This is a genomic window from Enterobacter cloacae complex sp. 394I7 (assembly GCF_057320345.1).
The window spans coordinates 265,885-289,525 of sequence record NZ_JBXWCR010000002.1; the positions used below are offsets into that span (position 1 = coordinate 265,885).

The following is a 23,641-nucleotide window of genomic DNA, read 5'->3' on the forward strand; positions in this document are numbered from 1 at the left end:
GGGCGCAGGGGCGTTTAGCCTACAAACATCACTGACACGCACAGTACGCCAACGATCAGCGTCAGCAGGTTGCCGACAGATCGGTACGGTTTCAGGGACGGGATCAGGTACGTCGACAGCGTCGGCATGATAAACAGGATCATGGCGATAAGCGGACCGCTGATGGCATAAATCATCGAAATGGCATTCGGATTAATGCAGCACACCGCAAAGGTGATTAACGATACCCCCATGATGGAGATCGCGCGGTTAAAGGCGCGGCTCTTTTTCACGCCCACCTGGTTCAGCGATGACTTCACAATCTCCGTCGCCCCTTCGATCACCCCAAAATAGGTGCCGAGGAACGATTTCGACATGGCGATAATCGCCACAATAATCCCGGAAATCCCCAGCCATGCCGGAGAAGAGGGCATCATCGACAGCGCCGACAGAATGGTTACCCCTTCCTCTTTTGCCGAAACGATATAGGACGGTGGAATAGAGAGCAGGCAGCTGAACACGAAGAACAGCACGCTCAGGCAGATAATCAGGTACGCCACCTTCATGATTTTCTTGCACTTGTCCATGGCGGCGTCGCCAAACTTCTCACGGCGGTCAACGGCAAACGTCGAGATAATCGGCGTATGGCTGAAAGCGAATACCATCACCGGGATCGAAATCCATACCTGATGCAGCGTATGGCGGTCAAATGCCATCTGGCTTGTGAGCAGCGCGGGTTGCCAGCTTCCGGTCAGATAGAGCGAGACAAACAGAAAGTAGGCGATCAGCGGAAACACCAGGAAGCCCATCACTTTTATGGTGATATGCCGTCCCATCAGGAAGATCAGATTTAACACCAGCACCACGCCAAAACTGACCAGCACGCGAACGGCGGTATCTACTGTCATGTGTTTTGCCAGCTGCTCAGTTAACGAGTTAGTGATGGCCACTGCATAAATCTGCACCACCACGAAGAAGGCGATGAAATAGAGCGTGGTAATCAGGTTGCCTATCTTCCTGCCGTAATAATGGGAGACGGCGCCGGTGATCCCTTCATTGCCTTTTGTTTTCGACGACAGGATGAATTGGGCCAGCGCGCGGTGCGGCCAGTAGGTTAATGGGTAGGCCACAAGGGCAGTGATAAACAGGACGATAGCGCCTGCGGAGCCCAGCTGAATGGGCAAGAACAGCGTTCCTGCGCCCACGGCCGTGCCATAGAGAGCGAAACTCCAGAGAGTCTCATCTTTTGACCAAATTTTCGACATTAGAGCAACGTATCAACTATCAAACCAACAGAATGGAGCGCAATTTACCATAATTATGGGTTGAGAGCGCAGTTGCTTCGAAGGAGTTTGGCCGGAGCGGGCGTCCGGCCAGAGGGAATTAGCCTGCGAGGGCGCGTCGCTGCTGGCGACGTTTAAGGAATTTCTCGCGCAGCGTATCGTAAGTCCAGTTATAGAACATGGTGTACGGCAGGAAGAACAGGAAGAAACCAATTTCCAGTGTGAATGCCTGCAGCAGCGTGACGCCCAGCACCGCGGCGACTATCGACACGCCGATCACAATAAACCCGCACTCGAATCCCAGCGCATGCAGTGCGCGGATTTTTGCCGTGCGTGTGATGCGGTGAACCGGCCAGAAACGGTCGAAGCCGACGTTATAGATAATGTTCCAGAGCATGGCCGTGGTTGCCAGGATAATGGTCAACCCACCCATCTCCACCACGGAACGTTGCATAAGCCACGCCGCCGTCGGGGCGAGGATCGCCGTGGCAATCCCTTCGAAACAGACGGCATGAAAGATCCGCTCCGGCAGTTTACGTTGGAGTGCATCCTGATGTTGCATAGTTTTAGACCTCGTGAATACGCATTTTGGCGTTGATGCGGCCTATTGTTATCGCTAAAGGTGATATATTAAAGATGGTATCCATCGAAAAAGTAGATAGTGCATGCGTTATTCTCCTGAAGCCCTTACCGCATTCGTTGAGACCGTCGCGGCGGGCTCTTTTTCTGCCGCCGCGCGTCGGTTACGTAAAAGCCAGTCGACCGTGAGCACATCCATCGCCAATCTTGAAGCCGATCTGGGCTTTGATCTGTTTGACCGTTCGGCCCGTCAGCCGGTGTTAACCGCGCAGGGCGAACAGGTGCTGGGTTATGTGCAGGCGATCCTCGCGGCCAGCACGCGGCTTGACGAGCTGGCGGTGTCGTTAACGGCACAAACGGAGGCGCGCCTGACGTTTGTTCTTTCCGATACCCTCAACCCGGACGTGCTGGAAGACCTGATGAACCAGTTCGACCAGCGCTTTCCCCATACCGAATTTGAGTGCCTGATTGGCGAGGAAGAGGACGTTATCGATCTGCTGCAGAAGTCGCGTGCGCAGGTTGGTCTCACGGAAGCGCGTGACAGTTATCCGACCGATATTGGTTTTACCCGGTTGCCGATACAGACCCGGATGGCAATCTATGTCGCGACCAACCATCCTCTGGCCGGGCAGCAAGTAATCCAGGCCGATGAGCTGCACGGCTGGCGGGAATTGCGGCTCAGCACCTATCTGGAGCGGGAGGCAACGCTCGTACGCGGACCCGTCTGGTCGGCACCCAACTACCTGTTACTGCTGAGTATGGCCGTGCAGGGATTTGGCTGGTGCGTGCTGCCGTGCGCGCTGGTGGATGAATTTGCCGCCGCGAAATCGCTGGTGCAGCTGAATGTCCCCGGCTGGCCACGGGCGATCGGTATCGATCTGCTCTGGAATAAACGATCCCCGCCCGGCGTTGCCGGAAGCTGGCTGCGGCAGTATCTGCAGGATGCGCGCTAATCCTTGTGATTAAACTCACTATTTTTAAACAATTAAGATAATTGCCAATAACAATCCACTACTATCGTCATGTCATTTAACACAGAGGTTGTGATGAAAGATGTCGTTATAGTGGGTGCGTTGCGTACGGCTATCGGCTGTTTTCAGGGGGCGCTTGCACGCCACTCGGCTGTTGATTTGGGCAGCGTAGTGGTAAAAGCGCTGGTGGAACGCAGCGGGATTGCAGCACATGAAATTGATGAGGTGATCCTGGGACAGGTGCTGACCGCCGGTGCCGGGCAAAACCCTGCCCGTCAGGCGGCGCTCAAGGGCGGCCTGCCCAATACCGTCTCCGCTATCACCATCAACGACGTCTGTGGCTCAGGGTTAAAAGCGCTGCATCTGGCGACGCAGGCCATTCAGTGTGGTGAAGCGGATGTCGTGATTGCCGGCGGACAAGAAAATATGAGCCGGGCACCACACGTGCTGACCGACAGCCGTACCGGCGCGCAGCTGGGCAACAGCCAGTTGCTCGACAGTCTGGTGCATGACGGTCTGTGGGATGCATTCAATGACTATCATATGGGCGTGACGGCGGAAAATCTGGCACGTGAGTATGGTATCAGCCGTGAGTTGCAGGACGCTTACGCGTTAAGCTCGCAGCAAAAAGCGCGCGCGGCGATTGATGCCGGGCGCTTTCGGGATGAAATCGTCCCGGTCAGCACGCAGCGTCAGAACGGTGAGGTTGCCGTGGTGGATACCGATGAGCAGCCGCGCACCGACGCCAGCGCTGAAGGGCTGGCGAGGCTCAATCCTGCGTTTGAAACTCAGGGCTCAGTGACGGCGGGAAACGCCTCCTCCATTAATGATGGCGCTGCGGCCGTGATGATGATGAGTGAAAGCAAAGCCCTCGAGCTGGATCTGCCCGTCCTGGCCCGCATTAAGGCATTTGCCAGCGTGGGTGTTGATCCTGCGTTAATGGGTATCGCCCCGGTTTATGCTACCCGTCGCTGTCTGGAACGCGCGGGGTGGCAGCTCTCTGATGTGGATCTGATTGAAGTCAACGAGGCCTTCGCCGCACAGGCAATCTCGGTTGGCAAAATGCTGGAATGGGATCCCCTGCGGGTGAATGTGAACGGTGGGGCAATCGCACTGGGTCATCCTATCGGCGCGTCCGGTTGTCGAATTCTGGTATCGCTGGTGCATGAGATGAAAAAGCGCAATGCCCGCAAAGGCATTGCGACGCTCTGTATCGGTGGTGGACAAGGTGTCGCCCTCGCCATTGAACGCTAAAATCCGCCCGCATAAAAGAGCCTCCCTTCAGGAGGTTTTTTTTTACATAACGTATGACGAATTAACCGTTATTAGCACATTCTCACTCTGTTATTGAATAATTACGGCCTTAATTATTATCGTTGTTAACGTCTTAGTGTGATCCTCCTCCGGTAATTTCACGTTAATACACCCTGTTTGTTGATGGGTGTCACGTCCATCTTTGCCAAAAAAAATGAAACAAATAATTACGATCTTTGTCACTAAAATAATGTTCTTTAAAAAATAAACTGCAGTTTCATAAATAAGAAACATTATTTCAGTTGAGGGTTTTTTCATGTTTAAGAAATCTCTGGTCCTTACTTCCTTTATCGGTACGTCCTTCATGGCTCAGGCCGTTACCGTCGATCTGCGCCATGAATATATCGACAGTGGTGCCAATGCTGACCGTGTCTCGGTCTCACATCGCTTTGCTAACGGGGTCGGTTTTTCTGTTGAAGCTAAATGGAAATCCGGTGGTGATAAAGCCGATCAGCCGTTTGCGGATGTGGTGGGTAACGGGCATGAAGATCAAATTAGCTGGCGCTGGAAAGCGACTGAGAATATTGCACTGACGCCGGCGTTTACCCTTGAAAGTAACGACAGCCGCACAATATATAAACCGAATCTGCATCTGCAATATAGTTTCGACAACGGCTTCTACGTTGCCGCGCGTTATCGTTATGAATATACCCGCTACCCGTCAAGCTCGAATAAAGATGACGACAAAGTTAACCGTGGTGATGCCTGGGTTGGCTGGGTAATGGGTGACTGGCGTACCGAACTCAATTATGTTTATGCGAAGAGTTCTGAAGGTATGGTTCGTAATAATAACAAAGATTATTCCAACGAATATAACGCCAAGCTGGCGTATAAATGGGATAAAAACTGGGCACCGTATGTTGAAGTGGGTAACATCGGCGTGAAAGACACCGATGAACGCCAGACCCGCCTTCGTTTAGGCGTGGCCTATTCTTTCTGATATCACGTTATTCCGCTGAACATTGCCGGGTAGCGCCAGTGCCTACCCGGCTTACTCATGCCTGATAAGCGCCGCCCAACGGGCAAAAGCCCACTGAAAAAAAAGCCCTCCGAAACGGAGGGCAAGGCCAGTTACAGAAACACAAACTCAAATCATGCATGCAACATTTCAGGTTGCTCAGGAAGTTTCGCGATATAGAGGGCGGGTTGACCGTCTTTATCGGAACTGAACAGCACCGCTTTCTCGTCCGGAGTAAAGGAGGGATGCGGGTGGGTGACCTGGCGGCTATTTGCCACCGTTGCCCAGGAGGTGTCGTGACGGGCAATGCGGAAGTAGCTTTTTTTCGCCACGTCAAAGGCGTACAGATAAGGATCGTTATCAATGGTGTAACCGTGCGTATCCTTCACATCAACCGGCGTGCCTGAACCGTCGCCCACCAGCAGGGAGCCGTCAACGTTGCTCATCAGATGGGAACAGGCGGGCATTGGCATGACTGCGTCATTGACGCCCGTATCCGGATTGAAGCTGCAGATGGTGCGGCCCTTTTGGCCCTTCAGATAAGAGACATACACAAGGGCAGAACCGTTCGGCACCCAGAATTCATGGGTACAGCTTTCGCCTTCCGCATGCGTTTTCACTTTGCGCACGTGCGTACCATCTTCGTTGACCAGCCACATGCGGGCGTCGACCAGGTCGTGCGGCCCTTCATGGCAAAACGCGACCGTGTTGTCATCGAACGGACGATAGATAGGGTGGCCAAGCCAGTTTTTCTCTTCGTGGATTGTGGTGCTTAAACCGGTTTTCAGATCCACCCGCAGCAGTCGACAGTGCGGCCCCTTATGGAAGAAGTCGTGGAAAATTTTCCAGTCGTTGAGCGGCGTCCAGTCACGTCGGGCGATTTCTATCCCAACCAGTTTGGTGCAGTCGCTGTTGGCGACCCAGGTACCGTAACCGACCCAGTCATCAGGGACACGGTACACCTCGCGTTCTACCAGGGTATGGAGATCTACCTCCAGCAGCGTGCGGTCGTTCTTCACATAGTAGAAGGATTTATCATCCGGAGAGAGGAACCCGCCAAAGGTATTATCCCCCGCGCCTTCCGTCAGCTGTACCGCTTCGGCCTTCTGCAGATCCAGCAGGTAGTAGTTCCAGTGACCGTCAAACGCCCCTGCGAACAGCAGGTGGCTGCCATCATTAAAGAAGCACTTCTGGTAGAAGTAGTTGCGGTGACAGGTCACGTCGGGTGGGGTCAGGCGGGTGAATTCCACGCCTGTATCCGGATCGTGGCTGACCTCGTAGTTCAGCTTGACCCGCATACCTTTAGCCATAATGCACTCCTTTGATCGATAAAAGTAGATTAAAAAGTGAGTATTAAATTATCAAAACAATGTTTCATTATGTGTGACTGATGGCGCACTTTGTCTGTTTCATTGGCGAGATTAATGTCTGGCTCTCTTTATCGTGATCCGAACGCCATTTCTGGTATAAACAAACAGAAAAAATGAAACGTTGTTTTAAATGTAATTGAAAACCCCCTTCTCTGGGGCTAGACTGTGCTCATCATGAAAACGGAACGTCGTTTCGTTAATTTTCTGCCTGCGGGCACGATCATTTCTGGAGGTTACGGTGGACGTCAGACAAAGCATCCACAGTGCGCACGCCAAAACGCTGGATACTCAGGGGCTGCGCAATGAGTTTTTAGTCGAGCAGGTGTTCGAGGCCGATAAGTACACCATGGTCTACAGCCATATCGACCGTATTATCGTTGGCGGGATTATGCCAGTGACGCAGACCGTCCCCGTGGGTGGAGAAGTGGGTAAACAGCTTGGTGTGAGCTATTTCCTTGAGCGTCGCGAGCTGGGCGTGATTAACATCGGTGGCCCCGGCACCATTACCGTAGACGGACAGTGCTATGAGATAGGTCATCGCGACGCGTTGTATGTCGGTAAAGGGGCGAAAGAGGTCGTGTTCGCCAGCATCGACAGCGGTAAACCGGCGAAGTTTTACTACAACTGTGCGCCCGCACATACCCCGTATCCCACCAAAAAAGTGACCCCGGCGGATGTCGCCCCGGTGACGCTGGGTGACAACCTCACCAGCAACCGTCGCACCATCAATAAATACTTTGTTCCGGATGTGCTGGAAACCTGCCAGCTCAGCATGGGGCTGACCGAGCTTGCTCCGGGCAACCTGTGGAACACCATGCCGTGCCATACCCACGAGCGCCGTATGGAAGTGTATTTCTACTTCAACATGGACGAGGACGCCTGCGTGTTCCACATGATGGGGCAACCGCAGGAAACGCGCCATATCGTGATGCATAACGAGCAGGCGGTGATTTCGCCGAGCTGGTCTATTCATTCGGGCGTAGGCACGAAAGCGTACACCTTCATCTGGGGTATGGTCGGTGAAAACCAGGTCTTTGATGACATGGACCACGTCGCGGTTAACGATCTGCGCTAGCCGCAGGCAGTTAAGCATAAACCTGCCTGTTGGTGACAGGCGTTGAAAGATTAAGGAACAAACATGATTCTGGATGCATTTTCTCTGCAGGGTAAAGTGGCTGTGGTGTCCGGTTGTGACACCGGACTGGGCCAGGGTATGGCGTTAGGGCTGGCGGAAGCGGGCTGCGATATCGTCGGGATTAACATTGTTGAGCCTACTGAAACCATCGAGCGCGTCACCGCGCTGGGGCGTCGTTTTCTGAGCCTGACCGCCGATCTGCGTAAAATTGACGCCATCCCTGAACTGCTGGATCGCGCGGTGGCGGAATTCGGCCATATCGACATTCTGGTGAACAATGCCGGACTGATTCGCCGTGAAGACGCGATTAATTTCAGCGAGCGCGACTGGGACGACGTGATGAACCTGAACATTAAGAGCGTGTTCTTTATGTCCCAGGCGGCGGCGAAACACTTCATTGCCCAGGGGAAAGGCGGCAAGATCATTAATATCGCCTCTATGCTCTCCTTCCAGGGCGGTATCCGCGTGCCGTCTTATACCGCATCCAAGAGCGCGGTGATGGGCGTTACCCGTCTGCTGGCAAACGAGTGGGCGAAGCACAACATCAACGTCAACGCGATTGCGCCGGGGTACATGGCGACGAATAACACTCAGCAGTTGCGTGCTGACGAACAGCGTAGCGCGGAAATCCTCGACCGTATCCCGGCGGGCCGCTGGGGCCTTCCGGACGATCTTAAGGGGCCGATCGTGTTCCTGGCCTCTCCGGCATCCGATTACATCAACGGCTATACCGTGGCGGTCGATGGCGGCTGGCTGGCGCGTTAATTGCGTATTCCGTCTTAAACCTCTGCCGGTGGGTGGAGGTTTTTTTTGCTCAAAAATTGCCATTATCCATATGGCTCAAGACGAAAAATCCATACTAAAAAATCATAAATGATATGCATCACAGTTTTATTGCTTAAAAATTAAATGATTAATAAAAACTGGCGGTATTTCATCGTTAGTTGAAATTGTAATGTCCATCACAGAACGCTATGCCACAGCGAAATAATCCATATCTTCGCGAATTACGGCCTGACACTTTTCCGCGCTATCTCGTAATTTCAGTTAACGAATTTCGCTGTTCAGGCAGGAAAATATGACATCTATAAATGACTCTACCCTTATGCCCGCCGCGTTGCGTGATACCCGACGCATGAATCAGTTTGTCTCCATCGCGGCTGCAGTGGCCGGTTTACTGTTCGGTCTGGATATTGGCGTGATCGCCGGGGCGCTGCCCTTTATCACCGATCACTTTACGTTGAGTAACCGCCTGCAGGAGTGGGTGGTCAGCAGCATGATGCTGGGTGCGGCCATCGGCGCACTGTTTAACGGCTGGCTTTCGTTCCGCCTCGGGCGAAAATACAGCCTGATGGTGGGGGCGATTCTGTTTGTCGCCGGCTCTATTGGGTCAGCATTTGCCACGAACGTGGAAATGCTGCTGCTCTCCCGCGTGCTGCTCGGCGTGGCGGTGGGGATTGCCTCTTACACTGCGCCGTTGTACCTCTCCGAAATGGCGAGCGAGAACGTGCGCGGCAAGATGATCAGTATGTACCAGCTGATGGTGACGCTGGGTATCGTGCTGGCGTTTCTGTCTGACACTTATTTCAGCTACAGCGGCAACTGGCGCGCGATGCTGGGCGTACTGGCGCTCCCGGCGCTGGTGTTGATTGTTCTGGTGATTTTCCTGCCAAACAGTCCGCGCTGGCTGGCGCAAAAGGGCCGTCATGTGGAAGCGGAAGAGGTGCTGCGGATGCTGCGTGATACCTCAGAAAAAGCACGTGAAGAGCTGAACGAGATCCGCGAAAGCCTGAAGCTGAAGCAGGGGGGCTGGGCGCTGTTTAAGATCAACCGCAACGTACGTCGCGCGGTGTTCCTCGGCATGTTGCTGCAGGCGATGCAGCAGTTCACCGGGATGAACATCATCATGTACTACGCGCCACGTATCTTCAAAATGGCGGGGTTCACCACCACGGAACAACAAATGGTTGCCACGCTGGTGGTGGGGCTGACCTTTATGTTCGCCACCTTTATCGCGGTGTTCACCGTGGATAAAGCCGGACGTAAACCGGCACTCAAGATTGGCTTTAGCGTCATGGCGCTCGGTACGCTGATCCTTGGCTACTGCCTGATGCAGTTTGATAACGGCACGGCCTCAAGCGGTCTTTCCTGGCTCTCTGTTGGCATGACCATGATGTGTATTGCCGGATATGCGATGAGCGCTGCGCCCGTCGTGTGGATCCTGTGTTCCGAAATTCAGCCGCTCAAATGCCGCGACTTTGGTATCACCTGTTCCACGACCACCAACTGGGTGTCGAACATGATCATCGGCGCGACCTTCCTGACGCTGCTGGATTCAATTGGCGCGGCAGGAACCTTCTGGCTCTATACGGTTCTCAACGTCGCGTTTATCGGGGTCACGTTCTGGCTGATCCCTGAAACCAAAGGCGTCACGCTGGAGCATATCGAGCGCAGGCTGATGTCCGGCGAGAAGCTGCGTAATATTGGCGTGTAGTCTGTTGCCGGGTGGCGAAGAGGCCACCCGGTTTTTCGTTAGCGCATAGCGCGTTTCAGAATACGTTCAGCCTGACGCTGGAAGTCAGCGGCGGTCTCTTCCACGGATTTCTGTCCATAATCGATGTACTGCAGAGAGGTGCCGAACTGGGCCACAATCTGCGGATCGTCAAAGTAAGGTGACACGGAAAGTTTGGCCGGCAGAGACTGCGCCAGACGCAGCCCCGCGACCGACGGATCGCTCTCTTTGATGGTGCCGTCTTCGGTCAGGAACTGCACCGCGGCTTTACTCAGCGGCACGCCACGCTCCAGACCCAGCGTATCTACTCCCTCTTTGCTGTTCAGCAGGAAGTTAATCAGTTTCGCCGCCGCTTCCGGGTTTTTGGTGGATTTACCAATCGAGAGCATCTGCGCCGGTTTGAAGAAAAGGCCCGCATCGGTTGCGCCCGGCAGCATCGGGTAACTGCCCAGCACCAGTTTTGCCGGTGGCTTCAGGTTGTCGGAATACTTGTTGATGGTGGAGTTCCACATGTAGGTTCCCGCCCATTCTCCCTGGATCCACGGCTTCATCTCATACATGTTGCTCTTACCAAACGACGCATAGTATTTGGTGTCCGGCATGACGTGGCTATCCACCAGCGTTTTGTAGGTCTGGAAGAATTCCACCCACTGCGCTTTGCTGTAAGCGAACTTCTTGGTTTTCTCGTCCACGGCAGGGATGTTGTACTTCTGAATCATGTACGAGTTCAGCAGCGCCAGCGTGTCCTGATGCTCCAGCACGACCGGGTAGTACTGCTTGCCGAGTTTACTCTCGAAGGTTTTACCCGCCGCCATCAGCTCGTCCCAGGTTTTCGGGTATGCAATACCGGCTTTTTTCCAGGTCTCGTCGTTGAAGTAGAACACGCGTGCGGTGACGGAGATCGGAATGCCGTTCAGCTTGCCGTTGATGGTGGTGGACTGAAGTTCTTTGGGATCGAACTGGGTCAGGTCGATCACGTCTTTCATTTTGTTCAGGTCGTAGAACCCGTCGCCGGTTTTCGAGAAGATTGGCAGCCAGTTCCAGTTGGTCTGCATCACATCCGGCTCGGTGCCGCCCGCAATTTGAGTGGTCAGGCGGGAGAGGTGCCCATCCCAGCCGGTGTACTCTGCTTTAACGTTGATATCCGGGTTCTGCTTATGGAATTCCTCCAGCGCTTTCAACGTCACCTGATGGCGGCCATTACCGCCCCACCAGGACATGCGTAATTCGACATCTTGCGCCATCGATGGCAAAGCGGTAAGGCCCAGCGTCGCGGAGATTGCTGCGCTTAAAAGCACTTTTTTCATTTTTATAAACTCCATCAGAGAGAGAGGTTCTGTTCAGTTTTTGCGTCAAAAATATGACATTTATTCATATCAAATCTGAAATACACCTTGCGATGAAGGCCTTTATCAATCATTGGCTTAGCTTCATCGGAAGGAATTCTGGCGGTCAGTTCGTAGTCCGCAACCTTCAGATAGACGAAGAATTCGTGGCCCATGTTTTCCACGCGAACCATTTCGCCACTGCAGCCCCCGTCAACGAATGGTGCGTCGGAGAGGGAAACGAATTCCGGACGTACGCCGTAGTAAATGGCCTGCCCGGCATAAGCGGAGACTTTCTCCTGCATCCCGGCGTTCAGCGGCATGGTTTCATTGCCGATGGCGATGTGCAGTTTCCCGGCGTTTTCCACCAGCTGGCTTTGACGAATGTTCATCTCCGGCGCGCCGATAAAGCCTGCCACGAACATGTTTTTCGGCTTGTGGTAGAGGTTGTCCGGGGTATCAACCTGCATGATGTGGCCGAGTTTCATCACGCAGATGCGGTCGCCCATGGTCATCGCTTCGGTCTGGTCGTGGGTGACGTAGACGGTGGTCGCCGGTTTACCGGATTTTTTCAACTGCTTGTGCAGGTCGGAAATACGAATGCGCATTGAGGCGCGTAGTTTGGCGTCGAGGTTTGACAGCGGTTCGTCGAACAGGAATACATCCGGCTTTTTCACAATCGCACGGCCTACCGCCACGCGCTGTGCCTGGCCGCCGGAAAGCTGGCGTGGCAGGCGGTCGAGTAACTCTTCCAGCTCAAGGATTTTGGCCGCTTCGTTGACCTGAGATTCAATCTGATCTTTTGGCAGTTTGCTCAGCTTCAGACCAAAGGCCAGGTTTTCGCGCACCGTCATGTGGGGATAGAGCGCGTAGTTCTGGAACACCATCGCAATGCCGCGCTCTTTCGGCGCGAGGTTGTTCACAATCTTATCGCCGATGCGGACTTCACCCCCGCTGATGGTTTCCAGGCCGGCCAGCATGCGCAGGGTGGTGGATTTGGCGCAGCCGGAGGGGCCGACGATCACCATGAACTCTCCTTCAGCGATTTTCAGGTCAATGGCATGTACCGCTTTAAAGCCGTTGGAGTAGACCTTTTCCAGTTTGTTGAAGATAACTTCAGCCATAATATTTCCCTCTTAACCTTTAATTCCGCTGCTGGTGACGCCCTGGACGAAGTAGCGCTGTGCCAGGAAGAAGACAATGATGGATGGCAGAATGGAGATGCTCGCCATTGCCAGAATTTCGTTCCACGGCGCCCCTTCGGTGACGTCGATGGACATTTTCAGAGCCAGTGCTATCGGGTATTTATCCACGCTGTAGACATAAATCAGCGGCCCGATAAAGTCGTTCATTGACCACATGAACTGGAACAGGGCGACGGAGATAATGGCCGGTTTCAGGATCGGCACCACCACGTACCACAGCACCTGAAGCGAGTTACAGCCGTCAATTTGCGCCGCCTCCTCCATGTCACGCGGCACGCCGCGCAGGAACTGGATAAGCATGAAGACGAAGAACCCCTGGGTGGCGAAGGCCAGCGGCAGGTACAGCGGCATATAGCTGTTGAGCATGCCCATTTCACGGAACATCAGGTACTGCGGGATCAGCAGCACGGTGCTGGGGAGCAGCATGGTGGTGATGAGGGTAGCGAACCAGAATTTCTTCCACGGGATTTCAAAGCGCGCAAAGCCGTACGCCACGATGGTGGAGGAGATAATGGTCAGGATCACTTTCGGGATCACATACTTAAAGGTGTTCAGCATGTAATGGCCGAAGTTGTATTCGGTGCCGGTTTTCCAGCCATTCACAAAACCGTCCCAGGTCGCATGGGCAGGCCACAGGCTGAGAGTGGTGAAAATCTCGTGGTTCGGTTTAAACGACGCCGAGAACATCCACACCAGCGGATAAAGCATCAGCAGGCCGACAAACAGCAGGATCACGTAGCGCACAGCGGCGTTAATTTTCTCTCTGCGCAGCGTGCGGGCGACTTCACGCTCGGCAATCGTCCTCGCCGTGGAAAGTTGTTGGATATCAGCCATTTTTGCCTCCTTTATCGGCGGAGTAGAACACCCAATATTTCGATGACTTAAAGGCGATACCGGCAAAAATGGCCACCACCAGGAACAGGATCCACGCCAGTGCTGCGCCGTAACCCATGTCAAAGTATTTGAACGCGGTGTCGTAGATGTAGAGTGAGAACAGGTAAGTGGAATACGTTGGCCCGCCGCCGGTAATGACATACGGTCCGGTAAACTCCTGGAACGCCTGGGTGGTCTGCATAATGAAGTTGAAGAAAATCACCGGCGTGATCAGCGGCACGGTCACTTTCGTGAACATCTGCCATTTGGATGCCCCATCGATCATCGCCGCTTCATACTGCGACTGCGGTACGTTTTGCAGCGCGGCCAGGAAGATGACCATCGCGGAACCGAACTGCCAGACGCGCAGCAGGGTGACCGACATCAGGGCCAGCGAGGGCTCACCCAGCCAGTTCACCGGGTCAAAACCAAATACGCCAATAAAGCTGTTCAGCAGACCATCAATGGCAAAGAGCGCGCGCCACAAAACAGCAATGGCCACGGAGCTGCCGAGGATCGACGGAATATAGTAGGCGGTACGGAAGAATCCAATACCGCGTAATTTAAAGTTCAGAACAAACGCAATCCCTAATGCAAAGGCGAGTTTCAGGGGGATGGTCAGAAATACATACGCAAACGTCACTCCCATTGATGTCCAGAAGAGCGTGTCTTCCGTAAACATGTAGCGATAATTTTCAATGCCGTTAAATACCGGCGGGCTCATCAGGTCATAATCCGTAAAACTCAGGAAAAACGATGAGACGAAGGGGAAAGCCGTAAAGAGTATCAACCCAATGATGTAGGGTGATATCCACGCGAGCCCCAGCAGCTTGTTTTCATTCATACTTACCTACCTGGTAATCAATGGTTTAAAACGGAATCTGCGTCTGTAACAACCTTTCAGGCTGTCGAAACCGAGCCTGAACGGCGATGTTCTGGGTAATACGTGTCACGGTTACTTCATTTAACTTTGTTTTATAAGACTTTTTTCGATTTCATCGTTGAGCGAAACGCCTGGGTTTCAATACGGTAGAACTCGTGTTCCTGGATAATAAAACGCCGTTTTATTTTATATTATTGCTATTTGTTTCTGCGTCATTCGCTTAATAGCGGAAATGTGATCAAAGTCGAAACGGTGTTTCAATAAGGTGATGAGGATGGCATTTTTGCGCTATTTCAGGCGTTCAAAGAAGAGAGAGGAGGGCGGGCGGAAAGAACTGGATGATTAATAAAGACAATACCGTGGAGAAACTAACTACTAATTCAGATAGCAGGTCTACAGCTGGATCATTCTTTCGTTCAGATAATTCTTACTTTCTTGTATCATCGGACCACTGTAACCAATCAGGCAGAAATGGTCTGCACCCTCAAAAGAAGAATGGCTATGTCAGCAATGGATTTCAAAAAAAATACGGATCTCGACTTCCCCCATTACGCGGCCCCGGCAGTCAGTTCCAAAGAAATTGACCTTCTGGGACTGTTAGAAGTTCTTCTGGCGGCAAAAAAACGTATCGTCGTGATTGCCTTCGCATTCGCACTGGTTGGACTGGCCATCGCGTTCTTACTGCCACAAAAATGGACCAGTAAAGCGGTGATCACACCGGCGGAACAGACGCAGTGGAACCCGCTGCGCCAGATGATGGTGGCCCTGCAGGTGCTCGACGTGGACGTGAAAATTACCCGTCCGGACGTGTTTAACCAGTTTATTAAAAAGTTCCAGTCGCAGTCGTTGCTTGAGGAGTACATGAAATCCTCACCTTACGTGATGGCACAGCTGGAAGGCACTGATGTGGATCCGCTTGAGCTGCATCGTGCGGTGGTCAATATCTCCGAAAAGATGAAAGCGGTAGATAACACTCTGGCAAAAGACGCGGATAAAGCGCCGTACGTCTCGTGGACATTGAGCTTCACCGCGCCGACGGCGGGGGATGCGCAAACGGTTCTTAAAGGTTACGTGGATTACATCTCGCAGATTGTTGAGCAGGAAACCATGGAGAATATCCGTAACCAGATCACCCTGAAAACCAAAGTGGTGGAGCAACAGCTGGAGCTGGATCGGGTACGTCTGACGAATGTTCACAACACCAATCTGCAGCGTCTTAACTATTCTCTGGAAGTGGCCAACGCGGCGGGTATCAAAAAGCCGGTCTACAGCAACGGTCAGGCGGTTAAAGACGATCCGGATTATTCCGTCGCGCTCGGTGCCGACGGTATTGCGCAAAAACTGCAGATTGAAAAAAATCTCAAGGACATCGCTGAGCTGAACGCGGACTTCCAGAACCGGGAATACTACCTGGCGCAGCTGAAAAAGCTGTCTGTCGAAGACGTCAAACTTGAACCGTTCAAGTATCAGCTCTCTCCATCCATGCCGGTGAAAAAAGACGGTCCGGGCAAAGCCCTGATTGTGATCCTGGCGGGACTGCTGGGCGGGCTGTTTGCCTGTGGCAGCGTATTACTGCGTGAGGCCATGCTCAGCCGCAATCCTCTGGTCGAGCCTGTAACGGAATAAAAAACGCAGACGAGAAGGGCGCTGTCATCAGCGCCCTTTTTTTATTTCAAAAAATCCTCACGTACCGGCGTGAAGGTATCCAGCAGCGTGCCGGGTTTAAGACACACGCAGCCGTGCATCACATGTGGCTTTTTGTAGAGGGTATCCCCGGCCGTCACCACGTGTTTTTCGTCTCCAATCGTGAACTCAAACTCGCCGGACAGCACATAGGTTAACTGTTCATGAGGATGGTTATGCAGTGGGCCTGTCGCGCCCTGTTCAAAATTCACCTCCACCGCCATCATTTTACCGCCATGGGCAAGAATACGGCGCGTCACGCCGTTCCCCAGATCGTCAAGCATGGTCTCGTTGTGGAAAATAAACATATCGTCACCCCAGAATGCATTAAAACAATGTTTCATTTAATTTATATCACCATGGGTTAAAAAGAAACGACGTGACAAAGAACTGGAAACACGATCACAAGTTTGCTTCACTGGGATAAACACATAAGGAGGGATGATGAAAACGATCGGCCTGTTAGGGGGGATGAGCTGGGAATCGACAATCCCCTATTACCGCCTGATTAATGAAGGGGTGAAGCAACGTCTGGGGGGCCTGCATTCTGCCAGCCTGCTGCTGCACAGCGTAGATTTCCATGAAATCGAAGCCTGCCAGTCGAGCGGTGAATGGGATAAAGCCGGGGAAATACTGGCCGAGGCCGCGCTGGGGCTGGAGCGTGCGGGAGCAGAGGGGATTTTGCTCTGTACCAACACCATGCATAAAGTCGCGTCCCATATCGAAGTGCGCTGTTCGCTGCCCTTCCTGCACATTGCTGATGCAACCGGGCGGGCCATCACCGCATCCGGGTTACGTCGTGTGGCGCTGTTGGGAACGCGCTACACCATGGAGCAGGATTTTTACCGCGGTCGGTTGAGCAGCCAGTTTGGCATTGAAAGCCTGATCCCGGATGAGGCTGACCGGGCCCGCATCAACCAGATTATCTTTGATGAACTCTGCCTCGGCACCTTTAGCGAATCATCCCGTGCATATTACGTCAGCGTGATTGAAAAACTCGCGCAGCAGGGGGCGGAAGGGGTGATCTTCGGCTGTACGGAAATCGGTTTACTGGTGCCGGTTGAGCAAAGCCCGATTCCGGTCTTCGATACCGCCGCGATTCATGCCGCCGATGCCGTGGAGTTTATGCTGTCATAAACTTTGCCGATCGGATAAACGAAGCGCCACCTGACGGGCATGGGCTATCAGGTGCTCCGTAAACGCCTCCACCAGCGCTGAGACCGGGCGATGGAGGGGGCGGATCAGGCTCACGGTGAACGGGACTGACAGGCTAAACGGGCGGATGACAATATCGCGCCCGGTGTAATCCAGCGCCGTCAGTGGATTCACCACCGAAACGCCCACCCCGGCGCGCACCATGGCGCAAATGGAGGCCGCACTGTGGGTCTCGACCACCATCCTGCGCTTCACCTGATGCTCGGCAAACAGTGAATCCAGCAGCTGCCGGTAGCTGTCGGTTTGTGACAGGCTAATGTAGTTTTCACCGTGAAAATCCGCTGGCGTCAGAATCTGCTTGCGGGCAAGCGGGTGCCCGGCTGGCAGCACGCACACCTCATCTAAAGAGAGCAGTTCCGTGCGTTCCGTTCCCGCGGGCGTAGAGAGGGTTTCGGTCAGGCCTAAATCATGGCGCTGTGCGGAGAGCCACTCCTCGAGCAGCGGTGACTCCTGCGGGACAATCGTGAGATTCACCTCCGGATATCGGGCCAGAAAAGGCTGGAGCAGCGTCGGCAAAAAAGACTGTGAAAAGACGGGCAGGCAGACAATCGATAGCTCGCCCTGCCGAAACTCGCGCAGGCTTTCCGCTGCACTGACAATGCGGTCCAGCCCGTACCATGAGCGCTGCACTTCCTCGAACAGGCGCAGCCCCTGTACCGTTGGGTGAAGCCTGCCCCGTGTGCGTTCGAACAGCTTCAGTCCCAGCACTTTCTCGAATCGCGCCAGCTCGCGGCTGACCGTTGGCTGCGAGGTATGGAGCATCTGCGCAGCCTCGGTGAGGTTGCCCGTGGTCATCACGGCGTGAAAAATCTCGATATGGCGTAAATTGACGGCGGGCATAGGTCACCTGAATACAAAGAACTGTCCATATCATTTTTGCATAGACTCGCGATAAAACGATATTTTTTATTCTCTTCCTGCTGTGGCGTAATCATAAAAAAATGTCACCCCGGAGAAAGACCATGCCACGCCCGCTTAACCAGACTGATACCGATTTGAATGCCGAAAACCTGCTACGCCTGCCTGCCGAGTTTGGCTGTCCGGTGTGGGTCTACGACGCGCAGATTGTTCGCGAGAAGATTGCTGCCCTGCATCAGTTTGACGTGGTGCGTTTTGCCCAGAAGGCGTGCTCCAATATCCACATTCTGCGTCTGATGCGTGAGCAGGGTGTGAAGGTCGACTCCGTCTCCCTGGGGGAGATTGAGCGCGCGCTGGCGGCCGGGTTTGATCCGAAAGCCGATCCTGACGCGATTGTGTTTACCGCCGATGTGATCGACGACGCCACGCTTGCTCGCGTCCATGAGCTGCAGGTGCCGGTAAACGCCGGGTCCGTGGATATGCTGGAACAGCTTGGGCAGGTTTCTCCGGGCCACCGCGTCTGGCTGCGCGTGAACCCTGGCTTTGGTCACGGTCATAGTCAAAAAACCAATACCGGCGGCGAAAACAGCAAGCACGGTATCTGGTATGCCGATATGCCCGCCGCCCTGGACGTTTTGCAGCGTTACAATCTGAAGCTGGTGGGCATTCATATGCACATCGGCTCCGGTGTGGATTACGCGCACCTTGAGCAGGTTTGTGGCGCAATGGTGCGCCAGGTGATCGAGTCTGGTCAGGATCTGGAGGCGATCTCCGCCGGGGGCGGTCTTTCCATTCCCTACCGTGAAGGGGAAGAGGCGATCGACACCGATCACTATTACGGCCTGTGGAGCGCCGCGCGTGACCAGGTCGCCGCGCATCTTGGTCATGCCGTTAAGCTGGAAATTGAGCCGGGTCGTTTCCTGGTGGCTGAATCCGGGGTGCTGGTGGCGCAGGTTCGCAGCGTGAAAGAGATGGGCTCGCGCCACTTTGTGCTGATTGACGCCGGCTTTAACGATCTGATGCGCCCGTCAATGTACGGCAGCTATCACCACATTTCGGCTCTGGCTGCCGATGGCCGCGATTTAACTCACGCGCCGCGTATCGAGACGGTTGTTGCGGGCCCGCTGTGTGAGTCTGGTGATGTCTTTACCCAGCAGGAAGGGGGGAAAGTGGAAACCCGCGCGCTGCCGGAAGTTAAACCAGGCGACTATCTGGTGCTGCACGATACCGGTGCGTACGGGGCGTCAATGTCCTCAAACTACAACAGCCGCCCGCTGCTGCCAGAAGTGTTGTTTGATAACGGCAAGGCGCGGCTGATCCGCCGCCGCCAGACCATTCAGGAACTGCTGGCGCTGGAACTCGTCTGAGTGAAGTACGGCCCCGTCGTGACCGAGTCGCGTAATACCAGCGTACCGGTGAACGGCGGGATCGCGTCGACCGGTTGGTTTTTTGCCAGCCGGATCGCCTGATCGATAGCCGTAACGATCATATTGTCGATAGGCAGGTAAACCGACGAGAGCGCAGGCTCCAGCCATTTCGCGCATGGGGCATCGTCAAAGCCAAACAGGGAAATATCCTGTGGGATCCGCAGTCCCGCCTGGTGTAGCGCCTTGGACGCACCCAGTGCCATATCATCGTTACAGGCAAACAGAGCGCTAAACGCTATACCGTCGGCAATCAGCTCTTTGCAGAGCTCATATCCTCGCGTCATTCCCGCATCGCCATACTTAATCCGCCGCTCGTCCAGACGAATGCCGTGCTTTTCCAGCGCCTTACGGTAGCCCATCAGCCTCGCTTTCCCGGTTGGCGTGTGGATCGGGACGGTGATACAGGCGATCTCCCGGTGGCCCTGGTTGATCAGGTAATCCACGGCCTTAAAGGCGGCATCCTGCTGTTCGAAGAACACGCAGCGATCGGGCGCCTGGCTGACTTCACGGTTGATGACCACCAGCGGGGTTTGCACCGAATGGATCAGCTTCATGATCGCTTTTTCGCTCATGTAGCGGGTGTAAAGCACGATGGCATCGCATTTGCGATCGGCCAGCATTTGTACCGCCTGCTCTTCCTGCTCCGGGGCGTCGTGACCATCCGTGACGATCAGCTGCTTGCCGTGGGTTTCCGTCTGTCGGGAGGCCTGCTGAAGAAGACGACCAAAGTAAAAACCATCAAAGGTAGAGACCACCAGACCAATGCTGTTGCTGGTCTGGTTTGCCAGCGAACGCGCGAGAAAATTTGGGCGGTAGCCCAGCTCTTCCATCGCATTAAACACCTGCTGACGCGTACTCTCTTTAACCTGACCTGTGCCGTTCAGCACGCGCGATACCGTGGCTTTCGACACGCCCGCGCGCAATGAGACATCCAGCATTGTTGCCATTAGACATTCCTGATTCCACGTAACGATCTGCAGTTTAACACAGACCATCCGGTGCATAAGCGATGCGGGAAGGGCAAAACTTCCAGCACGATCACGCTTTTAGGTAACGATCGGTCAGTTCGAAATACCGGGTTTTAAGTGGTATGCCAAAATCGATATAAACCGCATTTTGGAATACCTGTTACGTCGTTGAGAGCTTAATCACAGAACAAAACCCGACATGAAGCTATTTTTGGTATGCCAATAGTATCCGGCTGTACACCTTATCCAATAAAAGCCCTTTTACTGAGGTATTACCCTATGGCATTACAGGAAAAACTGATCGACGCTCTGGGCAGTTTTGCCACAAAATTCAACAGTTATCGCTATATCATGGCGATCAAGTCTGCCTTTATTACCTTAATGCCGGTCATCATCGTTGGGGCATTCTCTGTTTTGATCTCCAATATGGTACTGGATCCGAAAAATGGCCTGGCGAGCTTCCAGTCCCTCTCTTTTCTCGCCACGCTAAAACCCATCACCAGCGCGCTCAATTACGCCACCCTGAATTTCCTTAACATTGGCGCGGTGTTCTTAATCGGTATCGAACTGGGCCGCATCAACGGGATCAAATCGTTATTCCCTGGCCTGCTGGCGGTGATCTGCTTTATCTGCGTGACGCCGACAACCGTCGAGATGCTGGTGGATGGTGAAATGCACGTGGTGAAAGACGTGCTGCTGCGTCAGTTCTCTGATACCCGCAGCCTGTTCCTCGGCATGTTTATCGCGATTCTGTCGGTAGAAATTTACTGCTGGCTGGAAAACCGCAAGGGGCTGAAGATCAGGATGCCGGACACCGTACCGCCAAACGTGGCGGCATCGTTCTCCGCGCTGATCCCGGCGATCATCACCACTACCGCGATTGCCACATTGGGTTTCGTCTTCCATCAACTCACCGGCATGTATCTCTATGACGCGGTCTATCAGGTGGTGCAACAGCCGCTGGAGCGCGTGGTGCAAAGCCTGCCGGGCATTCTGCTGCTGATGTTTGTCGCACAGCTTTTCTGGGTGATTGGTATTCACGGCAACCAGATGATCAAGCCGATCCGCGAGCCGCTGCTGTTAGGCGCCATCACCGTTAATATGAGCGCCTTTGAGCAGGGCAAAGAGGTGCCGAATATCATCACCATGCCGTTCTGGGATGTGTATATGAGCATCGGCGGGTCGGGGCTGACCATCGGCCTGCTGATCGCGGTCATGATTGCCACCAAACGCAAAGAGATGAAAGAGATCGCCAAGCTTTCCATTGGTCCGGGGCTCTTTAACATCAACGAGCCGGTGATCTTCGGCATGCCAATCATGCTTAACCCGATCCTCGCCATTCCTTTCATTATCACGCCGCTGGTGACCGGCTCTATCGGTTACTTTGCCACTGTGACCGGCTTTGCCGGTAAAGCCGTGGTGATGGTGCCGTGGACCACGCCGCCGCTGATCAACGCCTGGCTCTCCACCGCCGGATCGATGGGGGCGGTCATCACTCAGCTTATCTGCATTGTGACTGCCGTCATTATCTACCTGCCGTTTGTGAAGATTGCTTCACGACGTGCCGAACAGGCCGCGCTGCAACAGGCGACCGACAATGCATGAGGATGTGATGACGACAAAACAGATAACCATTCCGCAGGATTTCATTCTGGGCGCGGCCGCGTCAGCCTGGCAAACCGAAGGCTGGAGCGGCAAAAAGGCGGGGCAGGATTCGTGGATCGATCTCTGGTACAAAAACGATCGTCACGTCTGGCACAACGGCTATGGCCCGGCGGTGGCGACCGACTTTATCAACCGCTTTCGCGAGGATGTGGCGCTGATGAAGCAGGCAGGGCTGACGCACTACCGAACCTCGATTAACTGGTCACGTTTTTTAACCGACTATGAAAAAGTGACGGTGGACGAGGAGTACGCTGCCTATTACGACGCGTTGTTCGATGAGATGCACAGTCAGGGCATTGAGCCGATGATCTGCCTCGAGCATTACGAGCTGCCGGGCGTGCTGCTTGACACTTACGGCGGCTGGGCTTCAAAGCAGGTTGTTGAACTGTTTGTCCGCTATGCGGAAAAAGTCTTTGAACGCTACCACGGTAAAGTCACCCGCTGGTTTACCTTCAATGAACCGATCGTGGTACAGACCCGCGTTTATCTCGATGCGCTGCGCTGGCCCTACGAGCAGAATACCGGTAAATGGATGCAGTGGAACCACCATAAGGTTCTGGCGACGGCAAAGGTTGTACAGCTGTTTCGTGCCAAAGGCTACCCTGGCTCGGTTGGTTGTATTCTCAACCCCGAAGTCACCTATCCTCGATCGTGCGCACCGCACGATGTTAACGCCGCAGAGAAGTACGATCTGTTCTATAACCGCGTATTTCTCGATCCGCTGGTGCACGGGCGCTACCCGCCAGAACTGTTTACGCTGCTGGAACAGCATCAGGTGGCGTGGGACTACACCGCAGAAGAGTTGGAACTGATTGCGCAGAACACCGTCGATGAGCTGGGGATAAACCTCTATTACCCGCATCGGGTGAAAGCGCCGTCTCGTGCCTGGCACCCGGAGACACCGTTCCACCCGGCGTACTACTACGAACCGTTCGAACTGCCAGGACGGCGAATGAATAAATCCCGCGGCTGGGAAATCTACCCCCGCATTATCTACGATATGGCGATGCGGATAAAAAATGACTACCGCAACATCGACTGGTTCGTGGCGGAGAGTGGGATGGGCGTGGAGAACGAAGCGCAGTTTCGCAACAGTGACGGGGTCATTGACGACGAGTACCGCATTGCGTTCATTCGCGAGCACCTCTATTACACGCTGCTGGCGCGGGAGGAGGGGGCAAACTGTCATGGCTATATGCTGTGGGCCTTCACGGACAACGTATCGCCGATGAACGCCTTCAAAAACCGCTACGGGCTGATTGAGATCGATCTCGATAACAATCGCGCCAGGCGGGCGAAAAGGTCGGCGAGCTGGTTCCGGCAGCTGCGCGATGCGCGCGTGCTCACGCTCCCGGTCGATGATGAATGGAAGTAAGCGAAAACCATGCTGGTTCTGGTAAAATAGCGCACAAACTGGCCGGGAGGACGCCCGGCCTGC

At 54.1% G+C, this 23,641-nt stretch carries 21 protein-coding genes; 11 read left to right on the top strand and 10 right to left on the bottom strand.

Annotated elements, in window-relative coordinates:
- Positions 1–14: 14 nt before the first annotated feature.
- A complete protein-coding gene (locus tag AC2FAP_RS12360; RefSeq protein ID WP_020883758.1) occupies positions 15–1,244 on the bottom strand; it encodes an amino acid permease in 1,230 nt (409 codons plus the stop codon).
- A 118-nt stretch (positions 1,245–1,362) separates the two neighbouring features.
- Positions 1,363–1,824, bottom strand: coding sequence for a multidrug/biocide efflux PACE transporter (locus tag AC2FAP_RS12365; protein ID WP_063925561.1), 462 nt, complete (start codon positions 1,822–1,824; stop codon positions 1,363–1,365).
- 103 nt (positions 1,825–1,927) lie between these two features.
- On the opposite strand from AC2FAP_RS12365, the gene AC2FAP_RS12370 reads away from it, so the two are divergent.
- The 3 genes from AC2FAP_RS12370 (at position 1,928) to AC2FAP_RS12380 (ending at position 5,066) form a co-directional block, all read left to right on the top strand.
- A complete protein-coding gene (locus AC2FAP_RS12370) occupies positions 1,928–2,794 on the top strand; it encodes a LysR family transcriptional regulator (protein WP_449541303.1) in 867 nt (288 codons plus the stop codon).
- A 93-nt stretch (positions 2,795–2,887) separates the two neighbouring features.
- A complete protein-coding gene (locus tag AC2FAP_RS12375) occupies positions 2,888–4,066 on the top strand; it encodes an acetyl-CoA C-acetyltransferase (RefSeq protein WP_020883759.1) in 1,179 nt (392 codons plus the stop codon).
- Positions 4,067–4,382: 316 nt separating this feature from the next.
- Complete coding sequence (locus AC2FAP_RS12380; RefSeq protein ID WP_485452944.1) at positions 4,383–5,066, top strand: porin; 684 nt, start codon at positions 4,383–4,385, stop codon at positions 5,064–5,066.
- A 152-nt stretch (positions 5,067–5,218) separates the two neighbouring features.
- Here the strand turns inward: AC2FAP_RS12380 and AC2FAP_RS12385 are convergent, their stop codons facing one another.
- On the bottom strand, positions 5,219–6,394 hold the full coding sequence (locus AC2FAP_RS12385) for an oligogalacturonate lyase family protein (RefSeq protein WP_485452945.1): 1,176 nt from the start codon (positions 6,392–6,394) through the stop codon (positions 5,219–5,221).
- Between the two features lie 298 nt (positions 6,395–6,692).
- Here AC2FAP_RS12385 and kduI point away from each other — a divergent pair, with 298 nt between their 5' ends.
- From kduI to araE, 3 genes are all read left to right on the top strand, one after another.
- The gene (gene kduI, locus AC2FAP_RS12390) at positions 6,693–7,529 is read left to right on the top strand and encodes a 5-dehydro-4-deoxy-D-glucuronate isomerase (RefSeq protein ID WP_449541302.1); all 837 of its coding nucleotides are present in this window, start codon (positions 6,693–6,695) and stop codon (positions 7,527–7,529) included.
- Between the two features lie 63 nt (positions 7,530–7,592).
- Entirely contained in the window at positions 7,593–8,354 is a 762-nt protein-coding gene (gene kduD, locus AC2FAP_RS12395; protein WP_014171473.1) for a 2-dehydro-3-deoxy-D-gluconate 5-dehydrogenase KduD, read from the top strand.
- A 295-nt stretch (positions 8,355–8,649) separates the two neighbouring features.
- Positions 8,650–10,083, top strand: a complete 1,434-nt coding sequence (gene araE / locus AC2FAP_RS12400; protein ID WP_226777985.1) for an arabinose-proton symporter AraE — start codon at positions 8,650–8,652, stop codon at positions 10,081–10,083.
- Between the two features lie 38 nt (positions 10,084–10,121).
- Here araE and AC2FAP_RS12405 read toward each other — a convergent pair whose 3' ends face one another.
- From AC2FAP_RS12405 to AC2FAP_RS12420, 4 genes are read right to left on the bottom strand one after another with little or no spacing between them, the layout of a single operon-like run.
- Positions 10,122–11,408: an ABC transporter substrate-binding protein gene (locus AC2FAP_RS12405; protein ID WP_020883762.1), complete on the bottom strand. Its 1,287-nt coding sequence runs from the start codon at positions 11,406–11,408 to the stop codon at positions 10,122–10,124.
- Positions 11,409–11,422: 14 nt separating this feature from the next.
- The gene (locus AC2FAP_RS12410) at positions 11,423–12,550 is read right to left on the bottom strand and encodes an ABC transporter ATP-binding protein (protein WP_322415209.1); all 1,128 of its coding nucleotides are present in this window, start codon (positions 12,548–12,550) and stop codon (positions 11,423–11,425) included.
- Positions 12,551–12,562: 12 nt separating this feature from the next.
- Positions 12,563–13,465 (bottom strand): carbohydrate ABC transporter permease, encoded by a 903-nt coding sequence (locus tag AC2FAP_RS12415; RefSeq protein ID WP_025203331.1) that lies wholly within the window; start codon positions 13,463–13,465, stop codon positions 12,563–12,565.
- Complete coding sequence (locus AC2FAP_RS12420; RefSeq protein ID WP_014171468.1) at positions 13,458–14,348, bottom strand: carbohydrate ABC transporter permease; 891 nt, start codon at positions 14,346–14,348, stop codon at positions 13,458–13,460. The genes AC2FAP_RS12415 and AC2FAP_RS12420 overlap by 8 nt, the downstream gene beginning before the upstream one ends.
- A 540-nt stretch (positions 14,349–14,888) precedes the next feature.
- Here AC2FAP_RS12420 and wzz(fepE) point away from each other — a divergent pair.
- Entirely contained in the window at positions 14,889–16,013 is a 1,125-nt protein-coding gene (gene wzz(fepE), locus AC2FAP_RS12425; protein ID WP_032670189.1) for an LPS O-antigen length regulator Wzz(fepE), read from the top strand.
- A 41-nt stretch (positions 16,014–16,054) separates the two neighbouring features.
- Here the strand turns inward: wzz(fepE) and AC2FAP_RS12430 are convergent, their stop codons facing one another.
- A complete protein-coding gene (locus tag AC2FAP_RS12430; RefSeq protein WP_059305878.1) occupies positions 16,055–16,378 on the bottom strand; it encodes a cupin domain-containing protein in 324 nt (107 codons plus the stop codon).
- A gap of 136 nt (positions 16,379–16,514) precedes the next feature.
- Here AC2FAP_RS12430 and AC2FAP_RS12435 point away from each other — a divergent pair, with 136 nt between their 5' ends.
- The gene (locus tag AC2FAP_RS12435; protein ID WP_449541301.1) at positions 16,515–17,207 is read left to right on the top strand and encodes an aspartate/glutamate racemase; all 693 of its coding nucleotides are present in this window, start codon (positions 16,515–16,517) and stop codon (positions 17,205–17,207) included.
- Here the strand turns inward: AC2FAP_RS12435 and AC2FAP_RS12440 are convergent.
- Positions 17,202–18,125, bottom strand: a complete 924-nt coding sequence (locus AC2FAP_RS12440; RefSeq protein WP_449541300.1) for a LysR family transcriptional regulator — start codon at positions 18,123–18,125, stop codon at positions 17,202–17,204. The two genes, AC2FAP_RS12435 and AC2FAP_RS12440, sit on opposite strands and share 6 nt — an antisense overlap.
- Before the next feature lie 122 nt (positions 18,126–18,247).
- On the opposite strand from AC2FAP_RS12440, the gene lysA reads away from it, so the two are divergent.
- Entirely contained in the window at positions 18,248–19,510 is a 1,263-nt protein-coding gene (gene lysA, locus AC2FAP_RS12445) for a diaminopimelate decarboxylase (protein ID WP_151887160.1), read from the top strand.
- Here lysA and AC2FAP_RS12450 read toward each other — a convergent pair.
- On the bottom strand, positions 19,480–20,517 hold the full coding sequence (locus AC2FAP_RS12450) for a LacI family DNA-binding transcriptional regulator (protein ID WP_032678896.1): 1,038 nt from the start codon (positions 20,515–20,517) through the stop codon (positions 19,480–19,482). The two genes, lysA and AC2FAP_RS12450, sit on opposite strands and share 31 nt — an antisense overlap.
- A 300-nt stretch (positions 20,518–20,817) precedes the next feature.
- Here AC2FAP_RS12450 and AC2FAP_RS12455 point away from each other — a divergent pair, with 300 nt between their 5' ends.
- Together AC2FAP_RS12455 and AC2FAP_RS12460 are read left to right on the top strand one after the other, a co-directional pair.
- Positions 20,818–22,143 (top strand): PTS sugar transporter subunit IIC, encoded by a 1,326-nt coding sequence (locus tag AC2FAP_RS12455; RefSeq protein WP_020883770.1) that lies wholly within the window; start codon positions 20,818–20,820, stop codon positions 22,141–22,143.
- Positions 22,144–22,150: 7 nt separating this feature from the next.
- Entirely contained in the window at positions 22,151–23,578 is a 1,428-nt protein-coding gene (locus tag AC2FAP_RS12460; protein ID WP_333061544.1) for a glycoside hydrolase family 1 protein, read from the top strand.
- Positions 23,579–23,641: the final 63 nt, after the last annotated feature.

Excerpts from the sequence above, each read along its gene's own strand:
- AC2FAP_RS12410 (WP_322415209.1), bottom strand. The coding sequence starts at position 12,550 with ATGGCTGAAGTTATCTTCAACAAACTGGAAAAGGTCTACTCCAACGGC.
- AC2FAP_RS12380 (WP_485452944.1), top strand. The coding sequence starts at position 4,383 with ATGTTTAAGAAATCTCTGGTCCTTACTTCCTTTATCGGTACGTCCTTC.
- AC2FAP_RS12375 (WP_020883759.1), top strand. The coding sequence starts at position 2,888 with ATGAAAGATGTCGTTATAGTGGGTGCGTTGCGTACGGCTATCGGCTGT.
- AC2FAP_RS12450 (WP_032678896.1), bottom strand. The coding sequence starts at position 20,517 with ATGGCAACAATGCTGGATGTCTCATTGCGCGCGGGCGTGTCGAAAGCC.
- AC2FAP_RS12365 (WP_063925561.1), bottom strand. The coding sequence starts at position 1,824 with ATGCAACATCAGGATGCACTCCAACGTAAACTGCCGGAGCGGATCTTT.
- AC2FAP_RS12385 (WP_485452945.1), bottom strand. The coding sequence starts at position 6,394 with ATGGCTAAAGGTATGCGGGTCAAGCTGAACTACGAGGTCAGCCACGAT.
- AC2FAP_RS12415 (WP_025203331.1), bottom strand. The coding sequence starts at position 13,465 with ATGGCTGATATCCAACAACTTTCCACGGCGAGGACGATTGCCGAGCGT.
- AC2FAP_RS12435 (WP_449541301.1), top strand. The coding sequence starts at position 16,515 with ATGAAAACGATCGGCCTGTTAGGGGGGATGAGCTGGGAATCGACAATC.
- AC2FAP_RS12420 (WP_014171468.1), bottom strand. The coding sequence starts at position 14,348 with ATGAATGAAAACAAGCTGCTGGGGCTCGCGTGGATATCACCCTACATC.
- AC2FAP_RS12360 (WP_020883758.1), bottom strand. The coding sequence starts at position 1,244 with ATGTCGAAAATTTGGTCAAAAGATGAGACTCTCTGGAGTTTCGCTCTC.
- kduD (WP_014171473.1), top strand. The coding sequence starts at position 7,593 with ATGATTCTGGATGCATTTTCTCTGCAGGGTAAAGTGGCTGTGGTGTCC.
- AC2FAP_RS12440 (WP_449541300.1), bottom strand. The coding sequence starts at position 18,125 with ATGCCCGCCGTCAATTTACGCCATATCGAGATTTTTCACGCCGTGATG.
- AC2FAP_RS12370 (WP_449541303.1), top strand. The coding sequence starts at position 1,928 with ATGCGTTATTCTCCTGAAGCCCTTACCGCATTCGTTGAGACCGTCGCG.
- AC2FAP_RS12430 (WP_059305878.1), bottom strand. The coding sequence starts at position 16,378 with ATGTTTATTTTCCACAACGAGACCATGCTTGACGATCTGGGGAACGGC.
- lysA (WP_151887160.1), top strand. The coding sequence starts at position 18,248 with ATGCCACGCCCGCTTAACCAGACTGATACCGATTTGAATGCCGAAAAC.
- AC2FAP_RS12405 (WP_020883762.1), bottom strand. The coding sequence starts at position 11,408 with ATGAAAAAAGTGCTTTTAAGCGCAGCAATCTCCGCGACGCTGGGCCTT.
- AC2FAP_RS12455 (WP_020883770.1), top strand. The coding sequence starts at position 20,818 with ATGGCATTACAGGAAAAACTGATCGACGCTCTGGGCAGTTTTGCCACA.
- AC2FAP_RS12460 (WP_333061544.1), top strand. The coding sequence starts at position 22,151 with ATGACGACAAAACAGATAACCATTCCGCAGGATTTCATTCTGGGCGCG.